This window comes from Paenibacillus sp. UNC499MF, from assembly GCF_900107975.1.
In the GTDB taxonomy this organism is placed as follows: domain Bacteria; phylum Bacillota; class Bacilli; order Paenibacillales; family NBRC-103111; genus Paenibacillus_F.
In genome coordinates this window covers 86,733-108,306 of sequence record NZ_FNVF01000013.1, presented here as the reverse complement: position 1 = coordinate 108,306, position 21,574 = coordinate 86,733, and the positions used below count along the sequence as shown (strand labels likewise).

Here is a 21,574-nt window from a genome sequence, read left to right as displayed (position 1 = left end):
AGGCGCCGTACCGGTACGGCGGCCCGAACTCGCCGAAGCGACCCCCGGTCGAGCGCGCACGCACCGAAAAGGAGCCCGAACAATCGGGGCTCCTTTTCGGTGTGCATTTGCGGCGGCACATACCGCTGCGAATGCCTGTCACAGCGCAGGCGGCCGCCTGCCGGCGAGCTTGCGAGTGCCCGCCTACGGCCGGGAGGCTTCTACCCGGGAGTAGCGGTTCTCCGGCACGAGAAGACCGAGATGCTCCCTGAGCGTATCGCCCGTATACTCCGTGCGGAAAAGTCCGCGCCGCTGAAGAAGCGGCACGACTTCCTCCACGAAATCGTGAAGCCCGTCCGGCAGAAGCGGGGCCATGAGCATAAAACCGTCGGCTGCGCGCTCCGTAAACCACTCCTCAAGCGTATCCGCAATTTTCTCGGGGGTGCCGACCCAGTCCTCCCGGCTGAAAGAGCCCGTAAGAAGCGAGTAGACTTCACGGAGCGTCGGATTTTCCCGGGCGATAACGGGCTGGTGCTTCCGGTAATCGGATTTGTCCAGCCGGAGGCGGTCCAGACCCGCATCGGCGGCTCGCGATTCCAGCGTTAAACCCGCAAAATCGACACCGGGGAAATAATCTTTCAGGAAGCTGAAACCCGTTGCCTCGGAAATATACGATTCGAGCTGCCTGTATTTCTCGTCGGCTTCCTCCTGGGTTGAACCGATCACCGGAAAGATCCCCTGCAAAATAACGACCTCGTCGGGGGAACGGCCGAAAGAGGCGGCTTTGCTTTTGAACGCGTCGTAAAACTCCCGGGCTTCCCGCTTGCTGTACTTGATGGAGAAAATCACTTCCGCCCGCTTGGCGGCAAACTGCTGTCCGGATTCGGAGGTCCCGGCCTGCACCAGCACCGGATACCCCTGGGGTGAACGCGCGATATTCAGCGGTCCCTCGACGGAGAAAAATTCGCCTTGATGGTTAAGACGGTGCATTTTATCCGGCTGAAAGAAAACACCGCTTTCCTTGTCCTGAACAAAGGCATCGTCCTCCCACGAATCCCAGAGCCCCGTCACTACCTCGACGAATTCCTCCGCTCTTTTGTAACGGAAGCCATGTTCCAGGTGATCCTGGGCTCCGAAATTCCGGGCCGTACTGCCGGACAGATCGCGTGTCGTCACAATATTCCAGCCCGCCCGGCCTTTGCTGATCTGATCGACGGACAGCAGGGAACGCGCCAGATTGAACGGCTCGATGTAGGACGTGGAGGCGGTGGCGACGACGCCGATTTTGGATGTGGCGCCCGCAAGCGCCGTGATAAGGGTAACCGGCTCGAAACGGTTCAGGATATTCGGATGGGAATCCTCGTTAATGGCGAGACTGTCCGCGATAAAAGCCATATCGAACTTGCCGCGTTCGGCCGTCCGGGCGAGTGTTTTGTAGTAGTCGATGGAGATGCTGGCGCTTCTCTGCGCATTCGGATGTTTCCACGAGGCGACATGCATTCCGGTGCCTACGAGGTAGGCGGATAGCTTGATCTGTCTTTTGGCTGTCAATGGCGTTCCTCCTTATAACCTAGTTATTTCATAGGAATAATATGTTAAACATTAACATCAAGCTCCGGAGGCCGTCAATCCTCGTTTTTTATTCTCAAAAGGCGGTTGACAAGAGGGAAAAGCTGAGATAAATTAAACAAAAGACATTGGTTTAGTCGGAAATAACTTCATAAGTCGTTAGTTGACCAGATCACTGGAAACTAAGCTCTTTACCGGACGGCCGGTAAGATGGGCTTGGTTTTTTTTATTGAAAAAATTTCCGGGCAGGTGTAGCACATGATTCTCGTAGAAAATCTGACCAAGTCGTACAAAAGCGCCGACGGGCCCGTAACGGCCCTGGAAAACATCAATCTGCGCATACAAAAGGGGGATATTTTCGGCATTATCGGATTTAGCGGGGCGGGGAAATCCACGTTAATCCGCTGCCTCAACCGGCTGGAGGAGCCCGATTCGGGCACCGTGGAAATCGAGGGGCTGCGCATCACGGACCTGGACGAGAAAGAACTGCGGATGGCCCGCCGTAAAATCGGCATGATTTTTCAGCAGTTCAATCTGCTTGATTCGAAAACGGTGTTCCAGAACGTGGCGTTCCCTCTTAAAGTGGCGGGCGTTCCGAAACCGCTTCTGGCCGAGAGAGTAAGAGAGATTCTGGATCTGGTGCAGCTGGGGGACAAAGAGAACGTCTACCCGTCCCAGCTCAGCGGAGGCCAGAAGCAGCGGGTCGGCATTGCCCGGGCGCTGGTGAACGAACCGGACGTCCTTCTGAGCGATGAGGCGACCTCGGCGCTCGACCCGCAAACGACGTATTCGACGCTGGAGCTGCTCAAAGATATTAACCGCCAGCTGAACTTGACGATTGTGCTGATCACGCACGAGCTGGACGTTCTCCAGCATATCTGCCGCAATATGGCGGTCATAGAAAAAGGTAGAATTGTAGAGACCGGAACCGTGGATAAGTTCTTTCTCCAGCCGGAGAGCGATACCGCAAGAAGATTCGTCAGCATTATCGACCATTACCGCAGGGAGCGGACGGTCCTGGAAGGAGCGGGGGCAGGCATATGAGAGACGATTTGGTCGACCTGCTGGTCGAAGGGTTGCAGGAGACGCTGTTTATGGTCGTCTGGTCTTCCCTGTTCGCTTTTCTGCTTGGCAGTGCGCTCGGCATTACTTTAGTGGTTACGGAAAAAGGCGGCATTCTTGCGGCGCCGAGGCTGCATAAAGTGATCGGCGCCGCCATCAACGCGGTAAGGTCACTGCCGTTCATCATTCTGATCGTGCTGCTTCTTCCGCTTGCCCGGCTCATTGTCGGCACGACCCTCGGACCTACGGCGGCGATTGTGTCCCTTTCGATCGGTGCCGCTCCGTTTCTGGGGCGGATCATCGAAAATTCGCTGAAAGAAGTCAGCTCCGGCAAGATCGAAGCGGCCAAATCGGTCGGCGCCTCGCCGTGGACCATCATACTCCGCGTACTGATCCCGGAGGCGCTGCCGGCCTTGATCCGGGCGGTCACGATCGGCGTCATCGCGATCACGGAATTTACGGCGGTAGCGGGCGCCATAGGGGCAGGCGGGCTCGGCAGCCTCGCCATCCGGTTCGGCTATCAGCGGTTCCGGGAAGATATCCTGATCGCCACGGTTATTCTCATTATTCTGATCGTCCAGATTATTCAGTGGTCCGGCGACTCTATCGCCAAATCGGTCATCCGCAAGCGCTACAAACTGGAGTAAGAGTCGGCCATTATGATTTTTTTATCCATTACATAGAAGAAAGAAGGCGTATTCCATGACATCTACACGACTTAGTGCTATTGCCGCCATTCTGCTGGCTGTCACGTTAACGGCCGCCGGATGCGGCAGCCAAGGCAAAGGAGAGGTTGCCGCTTCGGAGAAAACCGGAAGTACGCCGGGAGCGTCCAAGGAACCCGCCAAAGAGGTGAAGCTCACCGTCGGAGCGGCAGCCGTGCCGCATGCGGAAATTTTGGAGGTCGTAAAACCGAAATTGAAAGAGCAGGGAATCCATCTGGACATTAAAGTGTTCGATGACGAAGGCCAGTTGAATCCGGCCTTGAAAGACAAACAGATTGACGCGAATTATTTCCAGCACGTGCCGTACCTGGATTCGGTCAAAAAAGAGAAGGGCTTTGATTTTGCGGTGACGGCCAAGGTTCATGTGGAACCGATCGGATTTTATTCGAGCAAGCTGAAGTCCAAGGATGAGATCAAAGACGGAGCGAAAATCGGCATTCCGAACAACCCGTCCAACGAATACCGGGCGCTGGTTCTGCTGCAGCAGCAGGGGCTTATCAAGCTGAAGGACGGACTGACCACCTACGAGGCCACGCCTAAAGATATCGTGGACAATCCGAAAAACCTGAAGTTTTTCGAAACGGACTCCGCTACGCTTCCGAGGGCGCTGCCCGATTTGGACGGCGCCGTTATCAATACCAATCTCGTTCTTGAAGCCAAGCTTGACCCCAAGTCGGCCTTATTCCGGGAGGACGCCAACTCTCCTTACGCGAATGTGATCGTTGTCCGCAAAGGCGACGAGAGCCGGGATGAAATCAAAAAGCTTGATGCGGCGCTTACCGGTCCCGAGGTAAAAAAATTCATCCAGGACAAATATGGCGTTGCCGTTGTGCCGGCTTTTTAGCTGACGGAGCCATAACCGTATATCCGAAAAAATAAGACGCGGCAGACCTGTATCCGGGGTGCCGTGTCTTTTTTTAGCGGGTGCCGGCAGTACGGCGAAAAGAACCGATATCTCGCGGTCTTCGGGAAAACGGAGCATTAAAAAAGCCGCGTTATACGCGACTGTATGACGGTCAAGATTAAGGCAGATGAACCGATTTGACATGGCTCATGTGCATGAAGAGCTGCTGGCCGTTCGCCGTAACAAGCTCCAGCATGTTGTTTTCCGCCACGTTAAGGCGGCCGATTTTATTGGGGGCTTCTCCCAGATTAAAGACGACTAATTCGCCGACCAGTTTTTTGAGCTGCTGCTCGAACGTTCTTGACAGTGTCGTACCCGTGGGGTGAAGAGGAAACCGGTCCTGACCGAGAGAATAGGGCGTCGTGTTGGAAATATACGGGGTTATGCTTTTCACATGTTCCAATGAAATGTATACCGTGCGGTAAACGGGGGAGAAGAAAACGAAGAAATCATTCATAATGCTTGTGACATACCCGTGCAAAGACTGAGAGCCGCTGATGGAAATTTCGCTGAAAATGCCTTTGGCGTTCATTAAAATTTTGCGGTATGCAATTTCGGAATGATCGAATGGAAGTTCAGGCTGGGGCGCGGGATCGACGGCGGTCGGATCTTCCGCCAAGGTCATGTATTGAAGATGAAGAGTGGGAATGTAAGTGAACTGGCTTCCGTTGTGGAGAACGATAATATCGTTGCCCACATCTATAAGGGAACCCCGGAGGGGCAGTTTTTTTCCGGATAAGCCGACGTCGACAAGTTTACCCAGGAAAGAGTGCAGAAGCTTCATCGCATTTCCTCCTTTCCTAGTCCTGCAAAAGATTTCGGGGACAGCATGTCTATAGGGAACAGACGTTGACATCCCGCAGACCTGTAAAAACGGAAGTGGAGGCGGCCGGTGAGCGGCCGCCGCTTTTGAATCGGAGGAGCTGAAACGAGGGGATATATCACGCATTTAGAAGAATAAACGGAACGGATTGCCGCTGCCTGTGAATCCTTTTGTGTGATTGCGGTGAGATTGGTTGCCGCGGGTTTGATTGCCACGAGTTTGATTGCCGCGAGTCTGGTTGCCGCGGGTTTGGTTGCCGCGGGTTTGATTGCCGCGAGTCTGGTTACCACGGGTTTGATTGCCGCGAGTTTGGTTGCCGCGAGTTTGATTGCCGCGGGTTTGATTGCCACGGGTTTGGCCGCCTTTGCTTTGGTTCTTCTGATTGCCGCCGCTTTTGTTCGAGGAAGCGATACCGATGCTTTTAATGTGGAAAAGCGCGATCCGGACGACTTCGTTGTTTACGACCAATACGAGGTAATCTTGTTTGACTTCAGCGATGACGCCTTCGATCTTCTCAGGGCCGCCGCGGTTGATTCTCACGAATTTTTGATGGAATTTTTTGAGCAGTTCCTGGAAGTCATATGCCGAAACGACATTCGCGTAACTCGGATATTCGGTTTTTCCCGCGCTTTCCGTTACGCTTTTGATATGAGAGGCGTTAATGTAAATGACTCCCTCATTGGTTTGCAAGGATAAATAATCGGTATGAACATTGATCAGTTTTCCCGTTACGGAATCGGGACCGCCCCGGTTGATCTTAACTTCTTCTCCAATCAGATTCACAACGTAACCCAGTTCGTTAACGGACATGTTGGTGTTCCCCTCTCAAGTTGTTGGTTTGTGGTTTGAAAGCTTTGTTCATGCGCTTCTTTTTAATACTTGCCGGCACCGTGAGGTCATCGCCTCCTTTCATTTGTCATTTAGCTCTATCTGGTATCTATTTATATGTGCCGGATAAGAAACGGTACTGGTTGTCTATCTATTTTTTTTTGATTCCGCTTGTGGTGCTAGAACAAATGATAGAGGACAAACTCTCAATTCGAACAAGCGAGTACCAATAACCATACCAACCGGAAAGCACCTTCATAAGATGTACTATCTTAATAGAAGGAGGAACATCACATGACAGAATTTCCGGATTTATTCGAAGACTGGTGGGCCAACGATGAGAAAGCGCAGGCGGTTACAAGCTTGAGAGGACCCCTCGGCTCGCATGGACACCGTTCGCATGGCCACACAGGCGGTAACCGTACAGAAGGAAACCGTACGGGAGGCCGTACAGGCGGTAACCGCACGCATGGCCATACGGGAGGCAAACGTACGCACGGTCATACGGGAGGCAACCGTACGGAGGGCCGTACAGGGGGCAAACGTACGCACGGTCATACGGGAGGCAACCGTACGGAGGGCCGTACAGGGGGCAAACGTACGCACGGTCATACGGGAGGCAACCGTACGGAGGGCCGTACAGGAGGCAAACGTACGCACGGTCATACGGGAGGCAACCGGACGGGGGGCCGCACAGGCGGTAACCATACGCATGGCCGCACGGGAGGCCGTACAGGCGGTAATCGCACGCATGGTCGTACGGGAGGCCGTACAGGCGGTAATCGCACGCATGGTCGTACGGGAGGCAAACGTACAGGAGGCAAATCGAAAGGCTGCTAAGCATTCCGACCGCACCGGATGAGGCAGAAGTAAGGCAACCGCCGTGCCGCCGCGCCAGCATTTCGCATAAGGTAACGTAACGAGAACAGCCTATCCTGACGGATAGGCTGTTTTCTTATAGCGAAAGGCGGAAGAATCTTATGTCGCTTCCTCAATTTCAACTAACTGTCGGTTCCGGGGCGGACCGCAAACTGCGGCAAAACGTGTGGAGCAGCCGATTCGTACCGGCCGTTCTGTCGGATGGGAGCGGCAGCGTACCTATCCGGATCGGGTACCGGGGCGGTCATACGCGCGAATATGCGAAAAAATCGTATGAACTCCGCATAAAGGGCAGGACCTACCATCTCAATGCGGAATACGACGATCCTTCGCTGATACGCAACGCGCTGTCGTTCCGGTTTTTCCGGATGATCGGCGTGCCGAGTCCGCATACCCGCCACGTCGTGCTGACGATCGACGGCAGAAACGAAGGCGTGTACGTGCTGATCGAGGCGGTTAAGCGGTCTTTTTTCCGTCGGCGGGGCATTCTTATGAAGTCTCTTATGTATGCGAGCAACGACCGGGCGAATTTTTCACTGAAAGATCCGGATACCCGCAAGCGCAAAAAGACCTTGTTTGCCGGATACGATCTCATTATCGGAACGGGTCAGGACCGGGAGAAGATGAAAGCCTTCATCCAGTCCCTGCATGCGCTGAAGGGAGACCGGCTAAAGGCTTTTCTGGGGAAACACGTGGATCTCGACAATTACTTGCGATGGCTGGCCGGAGCCGTGATGACGGGGAATTATGACGGATTCGAGCATAATTATGCGATCTATGAGCACAAACCGACCGGGAAGTACCGGATGATTCCTTGGGATTATGAGGGCAGCTGGGGACGCAATTGTTACGGAAAAAGAGTGAACAGTAATCTCGTCAGGATCACGGGATACAACGATTTGACCGAAAAAGTGCTGGAAAGCAAGGAGGCGCGGCAGCGGTATAAAGCTCTTCTGAAACAGCTCACGGATACGGTGTTTACGAAGGAACGGATCATGCCGGTTGTGTACGAGATGCACGGGCACATTGCCCGGGACGTATACAAGGACCCCGGCCGCCAAACCGGCCTGTCGTTGTTCCGTTCGGAGCCTGACGTGATCGAACAGTATATCCGGGACCGGCGGCAGGATATCCGGGAAGGAATCCGGCTGTTATAAGTCAGCCGGGGTCCGCCGGTCCCGTGCGCGGGTCGAGGAACGGACGAGAAGTTCGGAGGGCAGCATGATTTTGCGGCTCTCCGGACCGGGGCCGTTCTCGATCCGTTCGATCAGAAGCTGCATGCCGAGGGCTCCGAACTGGTAGGCGGGCTGGGAAGCTACGGTCAGAAAAGGATTGACGGTCTCGGCCGGGCCGAAATCGTCGAAGCAGACGACCGACATCTCTCCCGGCACGGACAAGCCTCTCTGGCGGAGCGCTTGAATAATCCCTACGGCGAGCAGGTTGTTGGCCGCGAAAATCGCAGTCGGCGGGGAAGGGAGCGCGAGCAGCGCCTGCAGCGAGGCTTCGTCCTGAAACTCGCGGTAGTTCAGCGACACGACCAGGCTTTCGTCGACCGGAAGTCCGGCGAGCAGATGAGCTTCCCGGTAGCCGGTATATCTGAGCCGGGCCGTGGAAACATCAGGGGAACCGTTGACCAGAGCGATGCGCCGGTGCCCGAGGCCGATCAGATGCTCGACAAGCTTTCTCGCTCCTTCTTTACTGTCGCCCAGGACGACATCCGTTTCGATCCCGGGAACTTCACGGTCCAGAATCACGAACGGAATCCCGTGCTTTTGCAGCTGGCGCAGCTGATCAAGGGAAGCGTCTCCGGTAGGCGCGAACAGGACGCCGTCCACCCGGGTCGAGAGGATCATCTCCACGTAGTCCTTTTCCTTGCCGTAATCCTCGTCGCTATTGCCGAACAGAAGCTTGTAGCCGGACCGCTTCGCCGTGTCCTCGGCTCCCCGCGCAATCGTCGTGTAGAAAGGATTCGTAATATCCGTGATCAGCAGCGACAGCAGCTTCGTTTTTTGCAGCACGAGCCCGCGGGCCATGGAATTGGGGATATAATTCAGCTCCTCCATCACCTTGCGAACGCGCTTGCGTGTCGCCTCGCTGATTCTTCCCGAGTTATTGATAACTCTGGAAACGGTCATAGCGGAGACATTTGCCTTTTCGGCTATATCATAGATGGTAATCAATCGTTATCACCTTTTCATGCTTAAGTGAGTTAATTGTATAAAAGAAAATCGTTGACAGCAAGAGAGGCAGCTGTTAATTTTGTGTTATCGGTAACTCTAATTGAATTGCAGAGAGGAGACAAACGGATGCTGAAAGGAATTCCATCCATTCTTTCGCCGGAACTCCTGAAAGTGCTGATGGAAATGGGCCACGGTGACGAAATCGTCCTGGGGGACGGCAACTTTCCGGCGGCGAGCCATGCCAGACGTCTCGTCCGCTGTGACGGTCACGGCGTGCCCGAGCTGTTGGAGGCGGTTCTTGCTTTGTTCCCGCTCGATACATATGGAAATCAGCCGGTTACGCTTATGGCAGTCGTTCCGGGCGATCCGGTTCAGCCGGTGATTTGGGAAACGTATGCCGAAGTGATCGGAAAGCATCTGCCTGGCGTCACGATCGGACAGCTGGAGCGATTCGCTTTCTACGAACGGGCTAAGGAAGCTTATGCCATTGCCGCCACTAGTGAAAGCGCTTTATATGCCAACGTTATTTTAAGAAAAGGCGTAGTTACTTAATTTGTCTGCGAAAGACCCTTTTATAGACAATGGTTTATCGATAACCCTACCGAGGAGGAAGATCAAATGAATAACCGTGAACACAGATGGAGCCGTCCTTTCCCGAAAATTGGTATCCGTCCGACCATCGACGGACGCCGCAAAGGGGTGCGCGAATCGCTTGAAGAACAGACGATGAACATGGCCAAGGCGGCAGCCGCTCTGCTCAGCGGCCATTTGCGCTATCCCGACGGAACGCCGGTGGAATGCGTCATCGCCGACACGTGTATCGGCGGCGTTGCGGAAGCGGCGGCGGCGGCGGACAAATTCGCCCGGTCGGGCGTGGGCGTATCCGTCACCGTAACTCCTTGCTGGTGTTACGGAACCGAAACGATGGATATGAACGCCTCCATCCCGAACGCAATATGGGGCTTTAACGGAACGGAGCGTCCGGGCGCCGTTTATTTGGCCGCGGTGCTTTCGGCCCATGCGCAGAAAGGGATTCCGGCGTTCGGTATTTACGGGAAGGATGTGCAGGACGCGGGCACGGCCGGCATTCCCGAAGACGTGCGGGAGAAGCTGCTCCGTTTTGCGAGAGCCGCTCTGGCCGTGGCGGTTATGAAAGGAACGTCTTACTTGTCCGTCGGCTCCGTTTCCATGGGAATTGCGGGTTCGATCGTCAATGAAGAGCTTTTCCAAAATTATCTTGGCATGCGCAATGAATACGTGGATATGTCGGAGCTGGTCCGCCGGATGGAGGAAGAGATTTACGACAAGGAGGAGTTCGGGCTCGCTCTCGCCTGGGTGAAGGAAAACTGCAAGGAAGGCCCCGACAACAATCCTGCTGCCATTCAAACGTCGCGGGAACGTAAAGACAAGGACTGGGAAACCGTTGTCAAAATGTCCCTGATCGTCCGCGACCTGATGACCGGGAACCCAAAGCTGGCTGAACTCGGCTTCGGTGAGGAAGCGATGGGGCATAACGCGATTTTGTCCGGTTTCCAGGGGCAGCGCCACTGGACGGATCATTTTCCGAACGGGGATTTCATGGAAGCGATTCTGAACAGCTCTTTTGACTGGAACGGAAGAAGAGCGCCCTATCTCGTAGCCACAGAGAACGATAGTTTGAACGGCGTTGCGATGCTGATGGGATATCTTCTGACGCACACCGCCCAAATTTTTGCGGACGTCCGGACCTACTGGAGCCCCGAATCGGTGAAGCGGGTAACGGGTTATACGCTGGAAGGCGCCGCGGAGCAAGGGGTTCTTCATCTCATCAATTCCGGCCCGGCGGCACTGGACGGTACGGGACAGCAATCCCGGGACGGTGCGCCCGCGATGAAGCCTTATTGGGAGATTACGGAGGAAGAGGTGGACAAGTGCCTCGGCGAAACGTCCTGGCGGCCCGCGGCCGTGGAGTATTTCCGGGGAGGCGGCTACTCGTCGGACTTCCTGACGAAGGGCGGCATGCCCGTCACGATGTCCCGGATTAATCTGGTGAAGGGTCTCGGCCCCGTGCTTCAGCTTGCCGAGGGCTACACCGTCGATCTGCCGGATCACGTGCACGACGCGCTGGATAAGCGGACCGATCCCACGTGGCCGACGACGTGGTTCGCGCCGATCCTGACAGGGGAAGGCTCTTTCCGCGACGTGTATTCGGTGATGGACAACTGGGGCTCCAATCATGGCTCCATCTCTTACGGGCACATCGGAGCCGACCTTCTTACGCTGGCGTCGATGCTGAGAATTCCCGTTTCCATGCATAATGTCGATGAGAAAAATATATTCCGGCCGCGCGTATGGAGCTCTTTCGGAACCCGGGACGAAGAAGCGGCGGACTTCCGCGCATGCGCAAACTTCGGTCCCCTGTATAACTAGAAGCCGGAGCAGGAAGGGAGACTTTTCATGGGAGTAGAAAAGAACGGCCTTCACATGCTGGCTGTCGATTTCGGAGCGAGCAGCGGACGGACGGTTCTCGGCACTTATAACGGATCACGCCTGGCCGTTGAGGAAATCCACCGCTTTCCCAATGATCCCGTCAGGCTTGGCGGCGGTCTTCACTGGGATTTTCTGCGGCTGTTTCACGAGATGCTCCAAGGCATCCGTGCCTGCAAATCCTTTACGGCGGAAGCTCCCGCTTCCCTTGCCGTAGACACGTGGGGCGTGGATTACGGACTTGTGGACGGGAGGGGCAGGCTGCTGGGTAATCCTTACCACTACCGGGACTCACGGAACGAGTCCGCGATGAAGCGCGTGCTGGGCCGGATGCCGGAAGAAGAACTGTACCGGCGCACAGGCATCCAGACCCAGTCCATCAACACGCTGTTTCAGCTGGAAGCGGAAGGGGAGGCGGCCTCCCTGGCCGGAGAGGATGTGCGGATGCTGTTCATGCCCGATTTGTTCCGCTATTATTTGTGCGGAGAAATTTCGGCGGAATACACCATCGCCAGCACGTCCGGCCTGCTCGACCCGCAGCAACGCGGCTGGGATGAAGAAGTGCTTGCCCTGCTTCCGCATCCGCGGGCGATGTTCCCTCCCGTCGTGATGCCGGGAACCGCCGCAGGCAGTTTGCGCGCCGCATTGGCCGAGGAGCTGCAGATGCGCAGCTTCCCGGTCGTGGCGGCAGCTTCCCATGACACGGCTTCGGCCGTAGTGTCCGTCCCCGCGCAGGCCGGCGGCAGCTATGCGTTTATCAGCTGCGGCACCTGGTCGCTGATGGGGGTGGAGACGGAGCGGCCCGTTATCACCGAACGGAGCCGGAAGCTCGCCTTCACGAATGAAGGCGGAGCGGACGGACGCATCCGGCTGCAGAAGAACATCATGGGCCTGTGGCTTCTCCAGGAATGCCGCCGGTTCTGGGAGCTGGAAGGCGAAGCGCTCACCTTCGCGGACATGCAGGCGATGGCGGCGGGAGAAGAAGCCGCGGCGGCCTACGTCGATCCGGAAGACCCCGTCTTCCTGGCGCCGGGGAACATGCCGGAGCGCATCCGCAGCCGCTGTGCGCAGACCGGCCAGCCCGTCCCGCAGACGAAGGCGCAGATGATCCGCTGCATCGTGGAGAGTCTGGCGATGAAATTCTGCCAGACTCTGCGCGAAATCGAGGAGCTGCTGGGCCGCAGGCTGGACGCTGTCCATATGGTCGGCGGCGGCATCCGGAACCGGCTGCTCTGCCAGCTGACGGCGAACATCACGGGCCGTTGCGTCATCGCGGGGCCGGTCGAGGCGACCGCCGTCGGCAGCCTGCTCATGCAGGCGAAGGCCCGCGGCGAGCTGCATACCCGAGACGAAATGCGGCAGATCGTGCTGGCCTCGTTCCCGCCGGATGTGTATTCTCCCGAAGACACCGGCCGGTGGCAGGAAGCTTACGCGCACTACAGGAAGATTAATGCCCATCATCCCAAGAGGAGCGTGACCGGAAATGACTGAACGGAAAATCAGAGAAGAATTAACGAAGTACGCCGTCAAGAGTGTAGCGAAAGGTCTCGTGGTCGGCCCCGGAGGCAACATCAGCGCACGGAACGGGGATTATATGTACTTGTCGCCCAGCGGATTTGCGCTGGAAGATATCGAGCCGCATCAATGGGTGCCGGTCCACGTTCCTACCGGTGAAATCGGGGATACCGCTTTCCGGCCTTCATCCGAAGTGCTGATGCATCTGTTCTGCTACCGGGTGAACCCTCAGCTCCAGGCTATCGTGCATACGCACCCCGCCTACTGCATTGCCTTGACGCTCGTGGACGACGAGCTGCCCATGCTTTTTCCTGATCAGGCGGCTCTTGTAGGAGATGTCGCGTTTATCCCTTATGTGGTGCCGACGACGGACAAACTCGCTCATCTTGTGGCGGAGAAAGCGGACCGTTACAGCTCTATGCTGCTCAAAAATCACGGTCTGGTGACCACGGGCAAAAATCTCCGGGAAGCTTACTACCGGACCGAAGTGATGGAAGAGAGCGCGAAAATTTATATGATCGCCAAATCGGTCGGGGAGCCCAGAAGGCTGACGGAAGAGGAATACAAAGAGATTCAGGGGCTGGAAAGCGAAGCTTACCGGGTTCAGCTGCTTCAAAATATGAAAGAGTAGCTTCGGAGGTAGGCCGCTGTCCGGCGGTTTGCCGACTAACGGTCCCCGGATGATTTTACGTTCAGGCGCCTCCGGCTGAAACACGTAAAACGCGGATAGCCCGCTTGGCGCATTCCACTTCTCATATGTAATCGGAAAAGGTAGCGGACAGCCGCTTGTAAAGCACCTCCTTGTAGTGGATACCGGAAAAGCACCCCTTGTTTATACCGGCCGCTGCGATTGGAGGTGCATTTTTTCGTAAATTAATGAAAGTCCTTCATAAGGCGGATGAAGAAAACGCGGGAACGCGCTATGATGGGGAGAGAAGCACGCTTGTAAACAAGGAGGCGGGACGCATGATTTTTTCCGAACTGGAACCCTTTCTGGACAAAAAAAGACGGGAGCTTCTGGCGGCGCTGGACGCTTTCGGGCCGGAAGAACGGCACCTGAGCGAGTATGAAGGCGGCTGGAACCCGGCCCAGATCATCGAGCACCTGAGCATCGTGGAGGAACAGGTCATCGCCGAAATCGGACGGCTGCTGAGCGGAGAAGCTGTACGTCCTTCCGAGCCTGAGGACCGGAAGCGGGTGGACGTCATGGCGCTGTTCGAGCAAAAAGGGCTTCTCGGCACGCCTAAAACTTCTCCGCCGTCCGCATTTCCTACCGGAAAAGTGGCGTATGAGGACGGGCTGGAGCGGCTTGCGGAGGTCCGCGGCAGGCTGAAAGCGCTCTTGCCGCTATTGGCCGCCAGAGAGACGAACAGTCTGGTGTCCCGCCATCCTCTAGGGGTGGAGCTGAATGCTTGCCAGTGGCTGCAGTTCAGCGCGGTTCACGAGTGGGGGCATATTCACCAGCTGAAACGGATCCGGAAGGTTCATTCGGGTTAGCGGCGGATGACGGAGGAGAAAACGGAAAGCCGGCCGGATTCTATGTTTCCGTTAAACCAGATTCCGATACGGATATCGGATATGGATGTATCGGTATGCTTATCCTTTTGTTCACCGTCCCCCGGTGCTTTCACACTTCCATAACGCCCGGCGGTCATTGCCGAATTCGGTTAAATCGGATAAAGGGGATACCGGGATATTGGGACACTGGGTGCACGAATACCACGGATACACCCGATACCTGGATACCTGGATGGACGAATACACGGGTGCACGAATACACGAATATGGATACCGGGACGGACGAATACATGGGTGCACGAGTGCACGAATACACGTACGCCCGAACGGCAAAAAAACCGCACCTTTCGCAGTGAAAGGTGCGGTTTTTTCATTCGGTTATGGCGTCAGCCTTGAAGATAGACGGGAGTTTCGTACACGGCTTCTTTCTCCAGAACGAGCTGGAAAGACTGCTCTTTCCCGTCCACGGAAGGACCGATGGAATAAATATGACCCGATGAGTTCCGCTGGGCCAAGACTTTACCAGCAGATTTGGCGGAACGACGCCGCTTTAATCCGCTGTTCGATCTGTTTCTGACCGGTTTCATCTTATTCCCCTCCCAATAAATCGTTTACCGAACTGATCAGCTGACCGTTCAGGACGGTTATCTTGTTCAACTGCTCCGAGCTCAATGTATCCTGACCGATCATATGCACGGTCAGCACAACCTTCTTAGCTAAAGGATAACATATCAAATATTCATTTTCAATGGAAGAGGAGTGCAGATTCATCGTGACTCTGTTGTTCAAATGAGCGTCCACCACAAGGATGCGCCTGTCTCCGGGACCCAGATTTTCATTGGCCGTCAGGGGATATGTCCGGTTTATCATGCCGATGTTGGAGGTGCCGGCGACCTGCTTGATCCACTCGTCCTGCTCCGCCATGTGAATCGTGACGCCCTTAACCGTAAACTGGGGCGGACACGTGTAGGAGATCCGGATTCCTTCGCTGAGCGTCTGGAGGAAATCTTCTTCCTCCGGTTTGAAAGGAACCCCTTTTAACAGGGTACGAAAAAGACGCAGAATGCGTGCGAGCTGGGAGACTGTCAGCTGCTCCGAGAGACAGCCCAATTCGCGCATTTTTCTTTTGACGGTGCTGCAGGCCGCGGCTGTTGCTTGAACCCACTCATCGGGTTCGGTACGGATTTCGAACGTCAGGGCATTGACCCCGAACAAATCCGAAGGGGTCCGCAGCCCGCCTACGGCCGTTTCGTTAACGCTTTCAGGAATACGATCCGGCATAAGGAAAAAGACGCGCTCCCTGCCCAGGCGGCTCATAAAAAGCCCCATCTCGAAAATCGTATTGTCCCGGGCCGAAGCATACTGCTTGCCTCGGATTTGAACGACGTCGTCCGTCGATAGGATAAAAAGAGCGAAATCGTTGCTTTGCACCTGTTTATCCAAATCTTCCATGGTGTACCGCCCGGGGTTGAAGGCACCGGCAAACCAGGGGTTTACCTGCGCAACGGGGGAGAGGTTTTCCAATACACCTTCCGCGATAGGAATCGCTTCTCTGGAAGAACCGATAAACATTTTCGGTTTCCGTTGTTGGTCCATACGTACTCCTTTTTTCCAAAAGTCGCCTGCTTCTTTAAAAATAGCGCACGGGAGTTCATTTGTCCATGCGGCAGAAGTAGGACGAGAATCCCGGAGGAGTAGCGGAGACGAACCGCCGGAGCCCCGTTATTTACGCTGATAAGACCTTTTATGAAAATCGGTGATCGACTCAAAAAGAAGCCGGCCGTCGTCGGGGAGCTCCCCCTCGGGACTTAAATTCACATACATCGCCTGATAGCGCTCCGGCACCCAGCTGTATTCGTGAACGTAGTCCGTCAAATGAAACCCGCAGGCTTCCCAGAAACGCCGCCGGCTCCGGTGATCGGGCCCGTCGCCCGCCTCCGCTTCGATCAGCATGCCGCTGAGACCGCGCTCACCGCGGGTCCAATTTTTAAGCTCTTCAATAAAATGCCGTCCGGTGCCCTGCCCCCGGCTATCCTGACGGACCGCGATGTAGTCGATCAGAAGCGCCCGGACCGACGGGAGTTCCCCGGTAATCGCCATAACGTCGGCCGTATCTCCGGCAATGCCGAGATGAAGGAAGCAGAGCTTTCTTTCGAACATTTGACGGATGATCGGAATGGGCTTCCTTCCGTGATCGGGGAAAGCTTCGTTGTACAGGGGTTCCGCTTCCCGCCAAAGCAATTCGTCCCACTGTGTTGTTGTGATGATGTTCATGAAGTACCTCCGGTCTGAAATGGATAGGCCAACTGCCATACGAAGTGAAGAACGGCAAGCAAAAAAGAAAGAGCGCCGCCTCACGGAAAGGGAGGCACTCTTTCTTAGTTTAAGCGAAAACGGACCCGTTCAAACGAAATAGGCGGGCTTTTCAAGCGGCGGGCAGGGAATAGCGTTCGGTTAAAAGCCGTCTTCCGTTGATCCGCCGTGAATCGGGCATCTCTTATCCCCAGGCGGATACTCCGTTCTTTTCGAGCTCTTTGACGATCTCCTCGCACAGGCGGTGGGTTTCGAGCGCATCCCGCGTTGACTGTACGGGCTCTCCGCCCTCTTTTACCGTCCGGATAAAATGATCGATGACGGCATGGAAACCACGGCGGTGCAGGACGGGGTCCCAATCGTTGAATTTGTAATGCCGCTCGCCGCCGTCCGCCAGCTCTACAGCGGTATTAAGATCCTTCACCGACCATTTGCGGCCGCCGCCGATCACTTCCACGGTTTCTTCGCTGGCGCCGCTGTCCCGGTTCATGATGCCGACGGCCGTATAGCCGTCGCCGCTGAGCTGGAGCATTACATGATACAGCTTGCCGTCCTGCTGATGGGAAGTGACGTTAACTTCCCGGACTTCTCCCGGCACCAGGTAGCGGAGCGTATCGACGACATGAATAAAATCGTCGAGGATAAACCGGCGCGCAAAATCGGGAGAGTGGGGACGGTTTTTTTGCATCAGAATCAGGTTCGGTGACGATTTTTCTTTAACGGAGACGTAGAGGGGGGCGAAGCGCCGGTTGAAGCCGACCATCAGAATAAGGCCCTTTTCTTCGGCAAGTTCCGCAAGTTCCAGGGACTCCTCGTATGTATAGGCAATAGGCTTGTCCACATAGACGTGAACGCCGCTTAGCAGAAGCTGCTTCGTTATTTCCGCATGAGATTCCGTGGACGAATGGACGAATGCTGCGCGTACGCCCCTGCTGATCAGCTCGCTAACCTCCGTAACGGTTTCGCTTATCCGGTAAGTGGAAGCAAGCTGCTGCAAGGTGGCGGTATTCCGCGTACAGAAAACAAGCTCCACGTCGTTTCTTGCGGTAATCACCGGTAAATAAGCTTTGCGGGCGATGTCGCCGAGCCCGATAATACCAATGCGCATAAAGTCTCCTCCTCGTAGGTTCTGCTTCCATTATAACGGAACTCCGCAGCTCTTTCCCCAAAAAAAGAAAATCCCCGGGCCGATCTCCTTATCGGAGACGGTCCGGGGATTCTTGGCGGCGCTTCGGTCCGCTTCAGGCAGGCCTGTCATACGCCTTCCTGGAAGCCGCTTAACGCGCGGAAAGAACGAGTTCCTCGCATTTGTCCGAGCAGCAGCCGCTGTGCTCTTCTTCGCATTCCGGGCAGCAGATGTGCTGGAGATGGCAGAAGTCGTTCGCACAGTTGATGAACGTGTCGGCAGGCTTGCCGCAGTGGTGGCATTTGCCGACGATAATATCTTCTTCGGTGTGGTTGATCGGCACCGAAATACGCTCGTCGAAGACGTAGCATTTGCCGTCGAAAAGTCTTCCTTTCACTTCTGGGTCCTGCCCGTACGTGACGATGCCGCCTTCGAGCTGCGCGACATCCTTGAAGCCTTCCTTGATCAGGAAGCCGGTCAGCTTTTCGCAGCGGATTCCGCCCGTACAGTACGTAAGGATCTGCTTGTCCTTAAGGTCGGCCATGTTTTCCCGGATCCATTCCGGGAACTCGCGGAACGCTTCCACATCCGGACGGATCGCGTTGCGGAAGTGGCCCAAGTCGTACTCATAGTTGCTGCGGCCGTCGAGGACGATGACGTCTTCGTTTTGGAGCTGCTCGTGGAACTCGGCCGGAGACAATCTTTTTCCGCTGATCACGTTAGGGTCCAGCTCTTCCTCGTAACGGAAGGTGACCAGCTCTTTTTTGTAGCGGACGAACATTTTTCTGAAAGCATGCTCATCGGCCGGATCGGTTTTGAACACCATATCGGCAAAAAGAGGGTTGGCGTGCATATCCGCCATATACTGTTCCGTCTGCTCGACCGTACCGGATACGGTCCCGTTGATGCCTTCGGCGGCAATCAGAATGCGGCCTTTCAGGCCGAGATTTTTGCAGTATTCCCGGTGCTCGGCGGCGAATTCCTCGGGATTTGGGATCGGGACGAATTTATAGTAAAGCAAAATGCGATAAGGCTGCTTCGTATCGTTCATGGCAAATACCACCTGTCTAATCTGAAGTTTTAGAAGAAAAGGCTGCGCTCAATCAACAACGGTAGAAAAGGGAGCACCCTTTCCTACCGTTGTTGAGGAGTAACTTGAGGATTCATGCATCTATTATAGAAGATATTCCCGACTTAGTAAACCTGTATGTTTCCTAAATGGAAGTGGAAAGTGATAGGATATTTTGCCGTGCGTAAAACACCAAACCACCAAGCGCTAAAACGCAAAACGGAGAACAGTCTTCCTGTTCTCCGTTTTATTTAGCACGCGCGTCTGTCCATCTTAATAGCCGTCCGTTTTGCGGCCGGCTTGTTCCGCTTTCTCCGCGCCTTCCCGGTTTTCGACAGTTCCCATGTGCTCGGACGAAGCAGCAGCCTTGCTCAGCTCCTCCGCTACGCGGCGTCCGTATTCCGCATCCGCCTGGGTGAAATATTCCACCATTTTGTCGCGTATGACAGGTTTACAGATCTTGAGATTGTTGACGAGATTAGAGATCAGCTCGTCTTTTTCCCACTGCTCGAACTTCCGGTACGTGTCTCCGGCCTGTCCGAAATCGTTCGGCCGGTCGATTTTCTCCCGGACCAGCTTGGCATTGTAAGCCGGTTCGTGTTCCCGGCCGCGGGGCGGCGCTTCCTGCAGTCCGCCGAGCGAAGAAGGCTCGTAGTTGACATGAGGGTTTTGTCCGGGCGCCCGGTCGACGAAGTATGTCATCTGACCGTCACGCTGGTTCGTTGCGACATGCTTCTTCGGAGCGTTGACCTGCAGCTGCAGGTAGTTGGTTCCGACCCGGTGGCGCTGCGTATCCGAGTAGGAGAAGGTGCGGCCCTGGAGGAGCTTGTCGTCGGAGAAATCCAGCCCGTCCACGAGGACGCCCGTACCGAAGGCGGCTTGTTCAACTTCCGCGAAGTAGTTCTCGGGGTTTTTGTTCAAGACCATTTTACCGACCGGGAGGAACGGGAACTTCTCGTGATCCCACAGCTTGGTCGGATCAAGCGGATCGAAATCCAGCTCGGGATGCTCGTCATCGCTCAAAATTTGAACGCTGAGTTCCCATTCGGGATAGTCGCCGCGTTCGATCGCTTCGTACAGATCCTGGGTCGCGTGGCTGTAGTTTTTACCCTGGATTTCATTCGCTTCAGTCTGGGTAAGGTTGCGGATGCCGTTATTGATCGGTTCCCAGTGGTATTTGATCAGCACACCTTCGCCGTCCGCATTGACCCATTTGTACGTATTGACGCCGGAGCCCTGCATTTCCCTGTAATTGGCGGGAATGCCCCAAGGCGAGAACAGGAACGTAACCATATGTGTCGCTTCCGGGGAGTTGGAGAGGAAGTCGAACATTCTCTCCATATTTTGAATACCGGAAACCGGGTCCGGACGGAAAGCGTGAACCATGTCCGGGAATTTGAGCGGGTCACGGATAAAAAAGATTTTCAGGTTGTTGCCGACGAGGTCCCAGTTTCCGTCTTCCGTATAAAATTTGACGGCAAAGCCGCGCGGATCCCGCAGCGTTTCGGGTGAATGAACGCCGTGAACGACGGTCGAAAAACGGACAAATACCGGCGTTTGCTTACCGGCTTCCTGAAAAAGCTTGGCGCGGGTATACTTCGCGACGGGTTCTTCGCCGACCTTGCCGTACGCCTCAAAGTAACCGTGCGCGCCGGCGCCGCGGGCATGTACAACGCGCTCGGGAATTTTCTCGCGGTCGAAATGGGAAATCTTTTCGAGAAAATGGTAATTTTCTAATGTAGAAGGACCGCGGTTTCCGACCGTGCGGATATTCTGATTATCGGTAATCGGATGACCCTGCCGGTTGGTCAGCGTCATTTCCTGCTCGCCTTCGGCGAGCCTTCTATCGGCGGGTCCGCCGACTCCCGTGACGGCCGTGCCGTTGTTGATTTCGTCATTCATGTTGAGTCCCTCCTGCTTTGTTAGGCTGTTTCCATTATTTTCAGAGACGGCCGAAACTATGCACAATACGGTCACTTAGGGTCGTACCCGCTACCCAAACCGTAACCCAAAACCGCGTCAATTGTACGAACCGGAGAGGAATTAGTCTTGTATCGGAAAGGAGAATACTTCCTTGTTTTTTTCGCTATGAATGTGGAGTTTAATTTCTTGAAACAGCGGGAAAAAAATGGGGTAATCTTTGGAAATACCTTATATAATAAAAGGAAGGGCCCAGTCGCTCAGAATAGGACCGTTTTTACCAACAAAATGTAAGCGATACCAAAATAACAATCTCCGCCAGCGCTTTCCGTGTCCAAGCAGAGAGGAGCAGCAAGATGAGCAAAACATACGCTGTCGGCGGCGATACAGGGCGGAATCCGGCAGAGCCGCGTCTTTGGGGAGAAAATGCAGCGTCCCCACCAGTGAGAGTAAAAACAGATAACAGCATGAAAAGGGTTAATTTACCGTATAATCCGTCGATAGTAAATATTTTTAAAAAAATATGCGACTTTTGCCCTATTTTTTTGTTGTTAAAAAGAGGAGAAGGACCTAGTGCGTCGAAATTATTAACTAACGAATCTTTAGTTAAATAACTCGATAAAGGCAAACTATCGCGAAAGCATAGGACGCAAAGCCACGGGTCTAAAGCGCAGCTAGACAGCCGGGTTACCGAAGTT

General features: G+C 55.0%; 21 protein-coding genes and 1 riboswitch. Of the genes, 11 read left to right on the top strand and 10 right to left on the bottom strand.

What is annotated here, in order from left to right; translation table 11 throughout:
• Positions 1-183 precede the first annotated feature (183 nt).
• The gene (locus C4S74_RS21445) at positions 184-1,530 is read right to left on the bottom strand and encodes an LLM class flavin-dependent oxidoreductase (protein WP_103997383.1); all 1,347 of its coding nucleotides are present in this window, start codon (positions 1,528-1,530) and stop codon (positions 184-186) included.
• A gap of 276 nt (positions 1,531-1,806) precedes the next feature.
• On the opposite strand from C4S74_RS21445, the gene C4S74_RS21440 reads away from it, so the two are divergent.
• The 3 genes from C4S74_RS21440 to C4S74_RS21430 are packed head-to-tail and all read left to right on the top strand — an operon-like array spanning position 1,807 to position 4,179.
• On the top strand, positions 1,807-2,592 hold the full coding sequence (locus C4S74_RS21440) for a methionine ABC transporter ATP-binding protein (RefSeq protein WP_103997382.1): 786 nt from the start codon (positions 1,807-1,809) through the stop codon (positions 2,590-2,592).
• The gene (locus C4S74_RS21435) at positions 2,589-3,257 is read left to right on the top strand and encodes a methionine ABC transporter permease (protein WP_103997381.1); all 669 of its coding nucleotides are present in this window, start codon (positions 2,589-2,591) and stop codon (positions 3,255-3,257) included. Before C4S74_RS21440 ends, C4S74_RS21435 begins: the two co-directional genes overlap by 4 nt.
• A 55-nt stretch (positions 3,258-3,312) precedes the next feature.
• Complete coding sequence (locus C4S74_RS21430; protein WP_103997380.1) at positions 3,313-4,179, top strand: MetQ/NlpA family ABC transporter substrate-binding protein; 867 nt, start codon at positions 3,313-3,315, stop codon at positions 4,177-4,179.
• A gap of 178 nt (positions 4,180-4,357) precedes the next feature.
• Here C4S74_RS21430 and C4S74_RS21425 read toward each other — a convergent pair whose 3' ends face one another.
• Positions 4,358-5,023: a DUF2642 domain-containing protein gene (locus C4S74_RS21425; RefSeq protein ID WP_103997379.1), complete on the bottom strand. Its 666-nt coding sequence runs from the start codon at positions 5,021-5,023 to the stop codon at positions 4,358-4,360.
• Positions 5,024-5,188: 165 nt separating this feature from the next.
• Positions 5,189-5,872, bottom strand: a complete 684-nt coding sequence (locus tag C4S74_RS21420) for a DUF2642 domain-containing protein (protein WP_103997378.1) — start codon at positions 5,870-5,872, stop codon at positions 5,189-5,191.
• Positions 5,873-6,184: 312 nt separating this feature from the next.
• Between C4S74_RS21420 and C4S74_RS26700 the strand changes: the two genes are divergently transcribed.
• Both C4S74_RS26700 and C4S74_RS21415 read left to right on the top strand, forming a co-directional pair.
• Positions 6,185-6,730, top strand: a complete 546-nt coding sequence (locus C4S74_RS26700) for a PE family protein (protein ID WP_181024493.1) — start codon at positions 6,185-6,187, stop codon at positions 6,728-6,730.
• 140 nt (positions 6,731-6,870) lie between these two features.
• Positions 6,871-7,926: a CotH kinase family protein gene (locus C4S74_RS21415; RefSeq protein WP_103997377.1), complete on the top strand. Its 1,056-nt coding sequence runs from the start codon at positions 6,871-6,873 to the stop codon at positions 7,924-7,926.
• Here C4S74_RS21415 and C4S74_RS21410 read toward each other — a convergent pair.
• Positions 7,921-8,949, bottom strand: a complete 1,029-nt coding sequence (locus tag C4S74_RS21410; RefSeq protein ID WP_103997376.1) for a LacI family DNA-binding transcriptional regulator — start codon at positions 8,947-8,949, stop codon at positions 7,921-7,923. The two genes, C4S74_RS21415 and C4S74_RS21410, sit on opposite strands and share 6 nt — an antisense overlap.
• A gap of 126 nt (positions 8,950-9,075) precedes the next feature.
• Here C4S74_RS21410 and fucU point away from each other — a divergent pair, with 126 nt between their 5' ends.
• The 5 genes from fucU (at position 9,076) to C4S74_RS21385 (ending at position 14,427) form a co-directional block, all read left to right on the top strand.
• A complete protein-coding gene (gene fucU / locus C4S74_RS21405; protein WP_103997375.1) occupies positions 9,076-9,501 on the top strand; it encodes an L-fucose mutarotase in 426 nt (141 codons plus the stop codon).
• A 66-nt stretch (positions 9,502-9,567) separates the two neighbouring features.
• Positions 9,568-11,358 carry an L-fucose isomerase gene (locus C4S74_RS21400; RefSeq protein WP_103997374.1) on the top strand — a complete coding sequence of 597 codons (1,791 nt, stop codon included), beginning with the start codon at positions 9,568-9,570 and terminating at the stop codon, positions 11,356-11,358.
• 27 nt (positions 11,359-11,385) lie between these two features.
• Positions 11,386-12,906, top strand: a complete 1,521-nt coding sequence (locus C4S74_RS21395; protein WP_103997373.1) for a rhamnulokinase family protein — start codon at positions 11,386-11,388, stop codon at positions 12,904-12,906.
• Positions 12,899-13,561, top strand: coding sequence for a class II aldolase/adducin family protein (locus tag C4S74_RS21390; RefSeq protein WP_103997372.1), 663 nt, complete (start codon positions 12,899-12,901; stop codon positions 13,559-13,561). Before C4S74_RS21395 ends, C4S74_RS21390 begins: the two co-directional genes overlap by 8 nt.
• Before the next feature lie 335 nt (positions 13,562-13,896).
• Positions 13,897-14,427 (top strand): DinB family protein, encoded by a 531-nt coding sequence (locus tag C4S74_RS21385; protein ID WP_103997400.1) that lies wholly within the window; start codon positions 13,897-13,899, stop codon positions 14,425-14,427.
• A 407-nt stretch (positions 14,428-14,834) separates the two neighbouring features.
• Here C4S74_RS21385 and C4S74_RS21380 read toward each other — a convergent pair whose 3' ends face one another.
• The 6 genes from C4S74_RS21380 to C4S74_RS21355 form a co-directional block, all read right to left on the bottom strand.
• On the bottom strand, positions 14,835-15,035 hold the full coding sequence (locus C4S74_RS21380; RefSeq protein WP_103997371.1) for a hypothetical protein: 201 nt from the start codon (positions 15,033-15,035) through the stop codon (positions 14,835-14,837).
• Between the two features lies 1 nt (position 15,036).
• Positions 15,037-16,044, bottom strand: coding sequence for a TIR domain-containing protein (locus tag C4S74_RS21375; RefSeq protein WP_103997370.1), 1,008 nt, complete (start codon positions 16,042-16,044; stop codon positions 15,037-15,039).
• A 126-nt stretch (positions 16,045-16,170) separates the two neighbouring features.
• Positions 16,171-16,722: an N-acetyltransferase gene (locus C4S74_RS21370; RefSeq protein ID WP_103997369.1), complete on the bottom strand. Its 552-nt coding sequence runs from the start codon at positions 16,720-16,722 to the stop codon at positions 16,171-16,173.
• Positions 16,723-16,945: 223 nt separating this feature from the next.
• Positions 16,946-17,869 carry a Gfo/Idh/MocA family protein gene (locus tag C4S74_RS21365; RefSeq protein ID WP_103997368.1) on the bottom strand — a complete coding sequence of 308 codons (924 nt, stop codon included), beginning with the start codon at positions 17,867-17,869 and terminating at the stop codon, positions 16,946-16,948.
• 169 nt (positions 17,870-18,038) lie between these two features.
• Positions 18,039-18,938, bottom strand: a complete 900-nt coding sequence (locus tag C4S74_RS21360; protein WP_103997367.1) for a rhodanese-related sulfurtransferase — start codon at positions 18,936-18,938, stop codon at positions 18,039-18,041.
• Between the two features lie 291 nt (positions 18,939-19,229).
• Positions 19,230-20,774: a catalase gene (locus tag C4S74_RS21355; RefSeq protein ID WP_181024497.1), complete on the bottom strand. Its 1,545-nt coding sequence runs from the start codon at positions 20,772-20,774 to the stop codon at positions 19,230-19,232.
• 458 nt (positions 20,775-21,232) lie between these two features.
• On the opposite strand from C4S74_RS21355, the gene C4S74_RS26285 reads away from it, so the two are divergent.
• Positions 21,233-21,490: a hypothetical protein gene (locus C4S74_RS26285; protein ID WP_146065517.1), complete on the top strand. Its 258-nt coding sequence runs from the start codon at positions 21,233-21,235 to the stop codon at positions 21,488-21,490.
• Positions 21,490-21,571, top strand: a riboswitch (cyclic di-GMP riboswitch). Its footprint overlaps the gene before it by 1 nt.
• Positions 21,572-21,574 lie beyond the last annotated feature (3 nt).

Coding starts and splice junctions, on each gene's coding strand:
- C4S74_RS21365 (WP_103997368.1), bottom strand. CDS start 17,869: ATGCGCATTGGTATTATCGGGCTCGGCGACATCGCCCGCAAAGCTTAT.
- C4S74_RS21440 (WP_103997382.1), top strand. CDS start 1,807: ATGATTCTCGTAGAAAATCTGACCAAGTCGTACAAAAGCGCCGACGGG.
- C4S74_RS21360 (WP_103997367.1), bottom strand. CDS start 18,938: ATGAACGATACGAAGCAGCCTTATCGCATTTTGCTTTACTATAAATTC.
- C4S74_RS21430 (WP_103997380.1), top strand. CDS start 3,313: ATGACATCTACACGACTTAGTGCTATTGCCGCCATTCTGCTGGCTGTC.
- C4S74_RS21415 (WP_103997377.1), top strand. CDS start 6,871: ATGTCGCTTCCTCAATTTCAACTAACTGTCGGTTCCGGGGCGGACCGC.
- C4S74_RS21375 (WP_103997370.1), bottom strand. CDS start 16,044: ATGGACCAACAACGGAAACCGAAAATGTTTATCGGTTCTTCCAGAGAA.
- C4S74_RS21370 (WP_103997369.1), bottom strand. CDS start 16,722: ATGAACATCATCACAACAACACAGTGGGACGAATTGCTTTGGCGGGAA.
- C4S74_RS26285 (WP_146065517.1), top strand. CDS start 21,233: ATGAGCAAAACATACGCTGTCGGCGGCGATACAGGGCGGAATCCGGCA.
- C4S74_RS21355 (WP_181024497.1), bottom strand. CDS start 20,774: ATGACGCTGACCAACCGGCAGGGTCATCCGATTACCGATAATCAGAAT.
- C4S74_RS21420 (WP_103997378.1), bottom strand. CDS start 5,872: ATGTCCGTTAACGAACTGGGTTACGTTGTGAATCTGATTGGAGAAGAA.
- C4S74_RS21395 (WP_103997373.1), top strand. CDS start 11,386: ATGGGAGTAGAAAAGAACGGCCTTCACATGCTGGCTGTCGATTTCGGA.
- C4S74_RS26700 (WP_181024493.1), top strand. CDS start 6,185: ATGACAGAATTTCCGGATTTATTCGAAGACTGGTGGGCCAACGATGAG.
- C4S74_RS21390 (WP_103997372.1), top strand. CDS start 12,899: ATGACTGAACGGAAAATCAGAGAAGAATTAACGAAGTACGCCGTCAAG.
- C4S74_RS21435 (WP_103997381.1), top strand. CDS start 2,589: ATGAGAGACGATTTGGTCGACCTGCTGGTCGAAGGGTTGCAGGAGACG.
- C4S74_RS21400 (WP_103997374.1), top strand. CDS start 9,568: ATGAATAACCGTGAACACAGATGGAGCCGTCCTTTCCCGAAAATTGGT.
- C4S74_RS21380 (WP_103997371.1), bottom strand. CDS start 15,035: ATGAAACCGGTCAGAAACAGATCGAACAGCGGATTAAAGCGGCGTCGT.
- C4S74_RS21425 (WP_103997379.1), bottom strand. CDS start 5,023: ATGAAGCTTCTGCACTCTTTCCTGGGTAAACTTGTCGACGTCGGCTTA.
- fucU (WP_103997375.1), top strand. CDS start 9,076: ATGCTGAAAGGAATTCCATCCATTCTTTCGCCGGAACTCCTGAAAGTG.
- C4S74_RS21385 (WP_103997400.1), top strand. CDS start 13,897: ATGATTTTTTCCGAACTGGAACCCTTTCTGGACAAAAAAAGACGGGAG.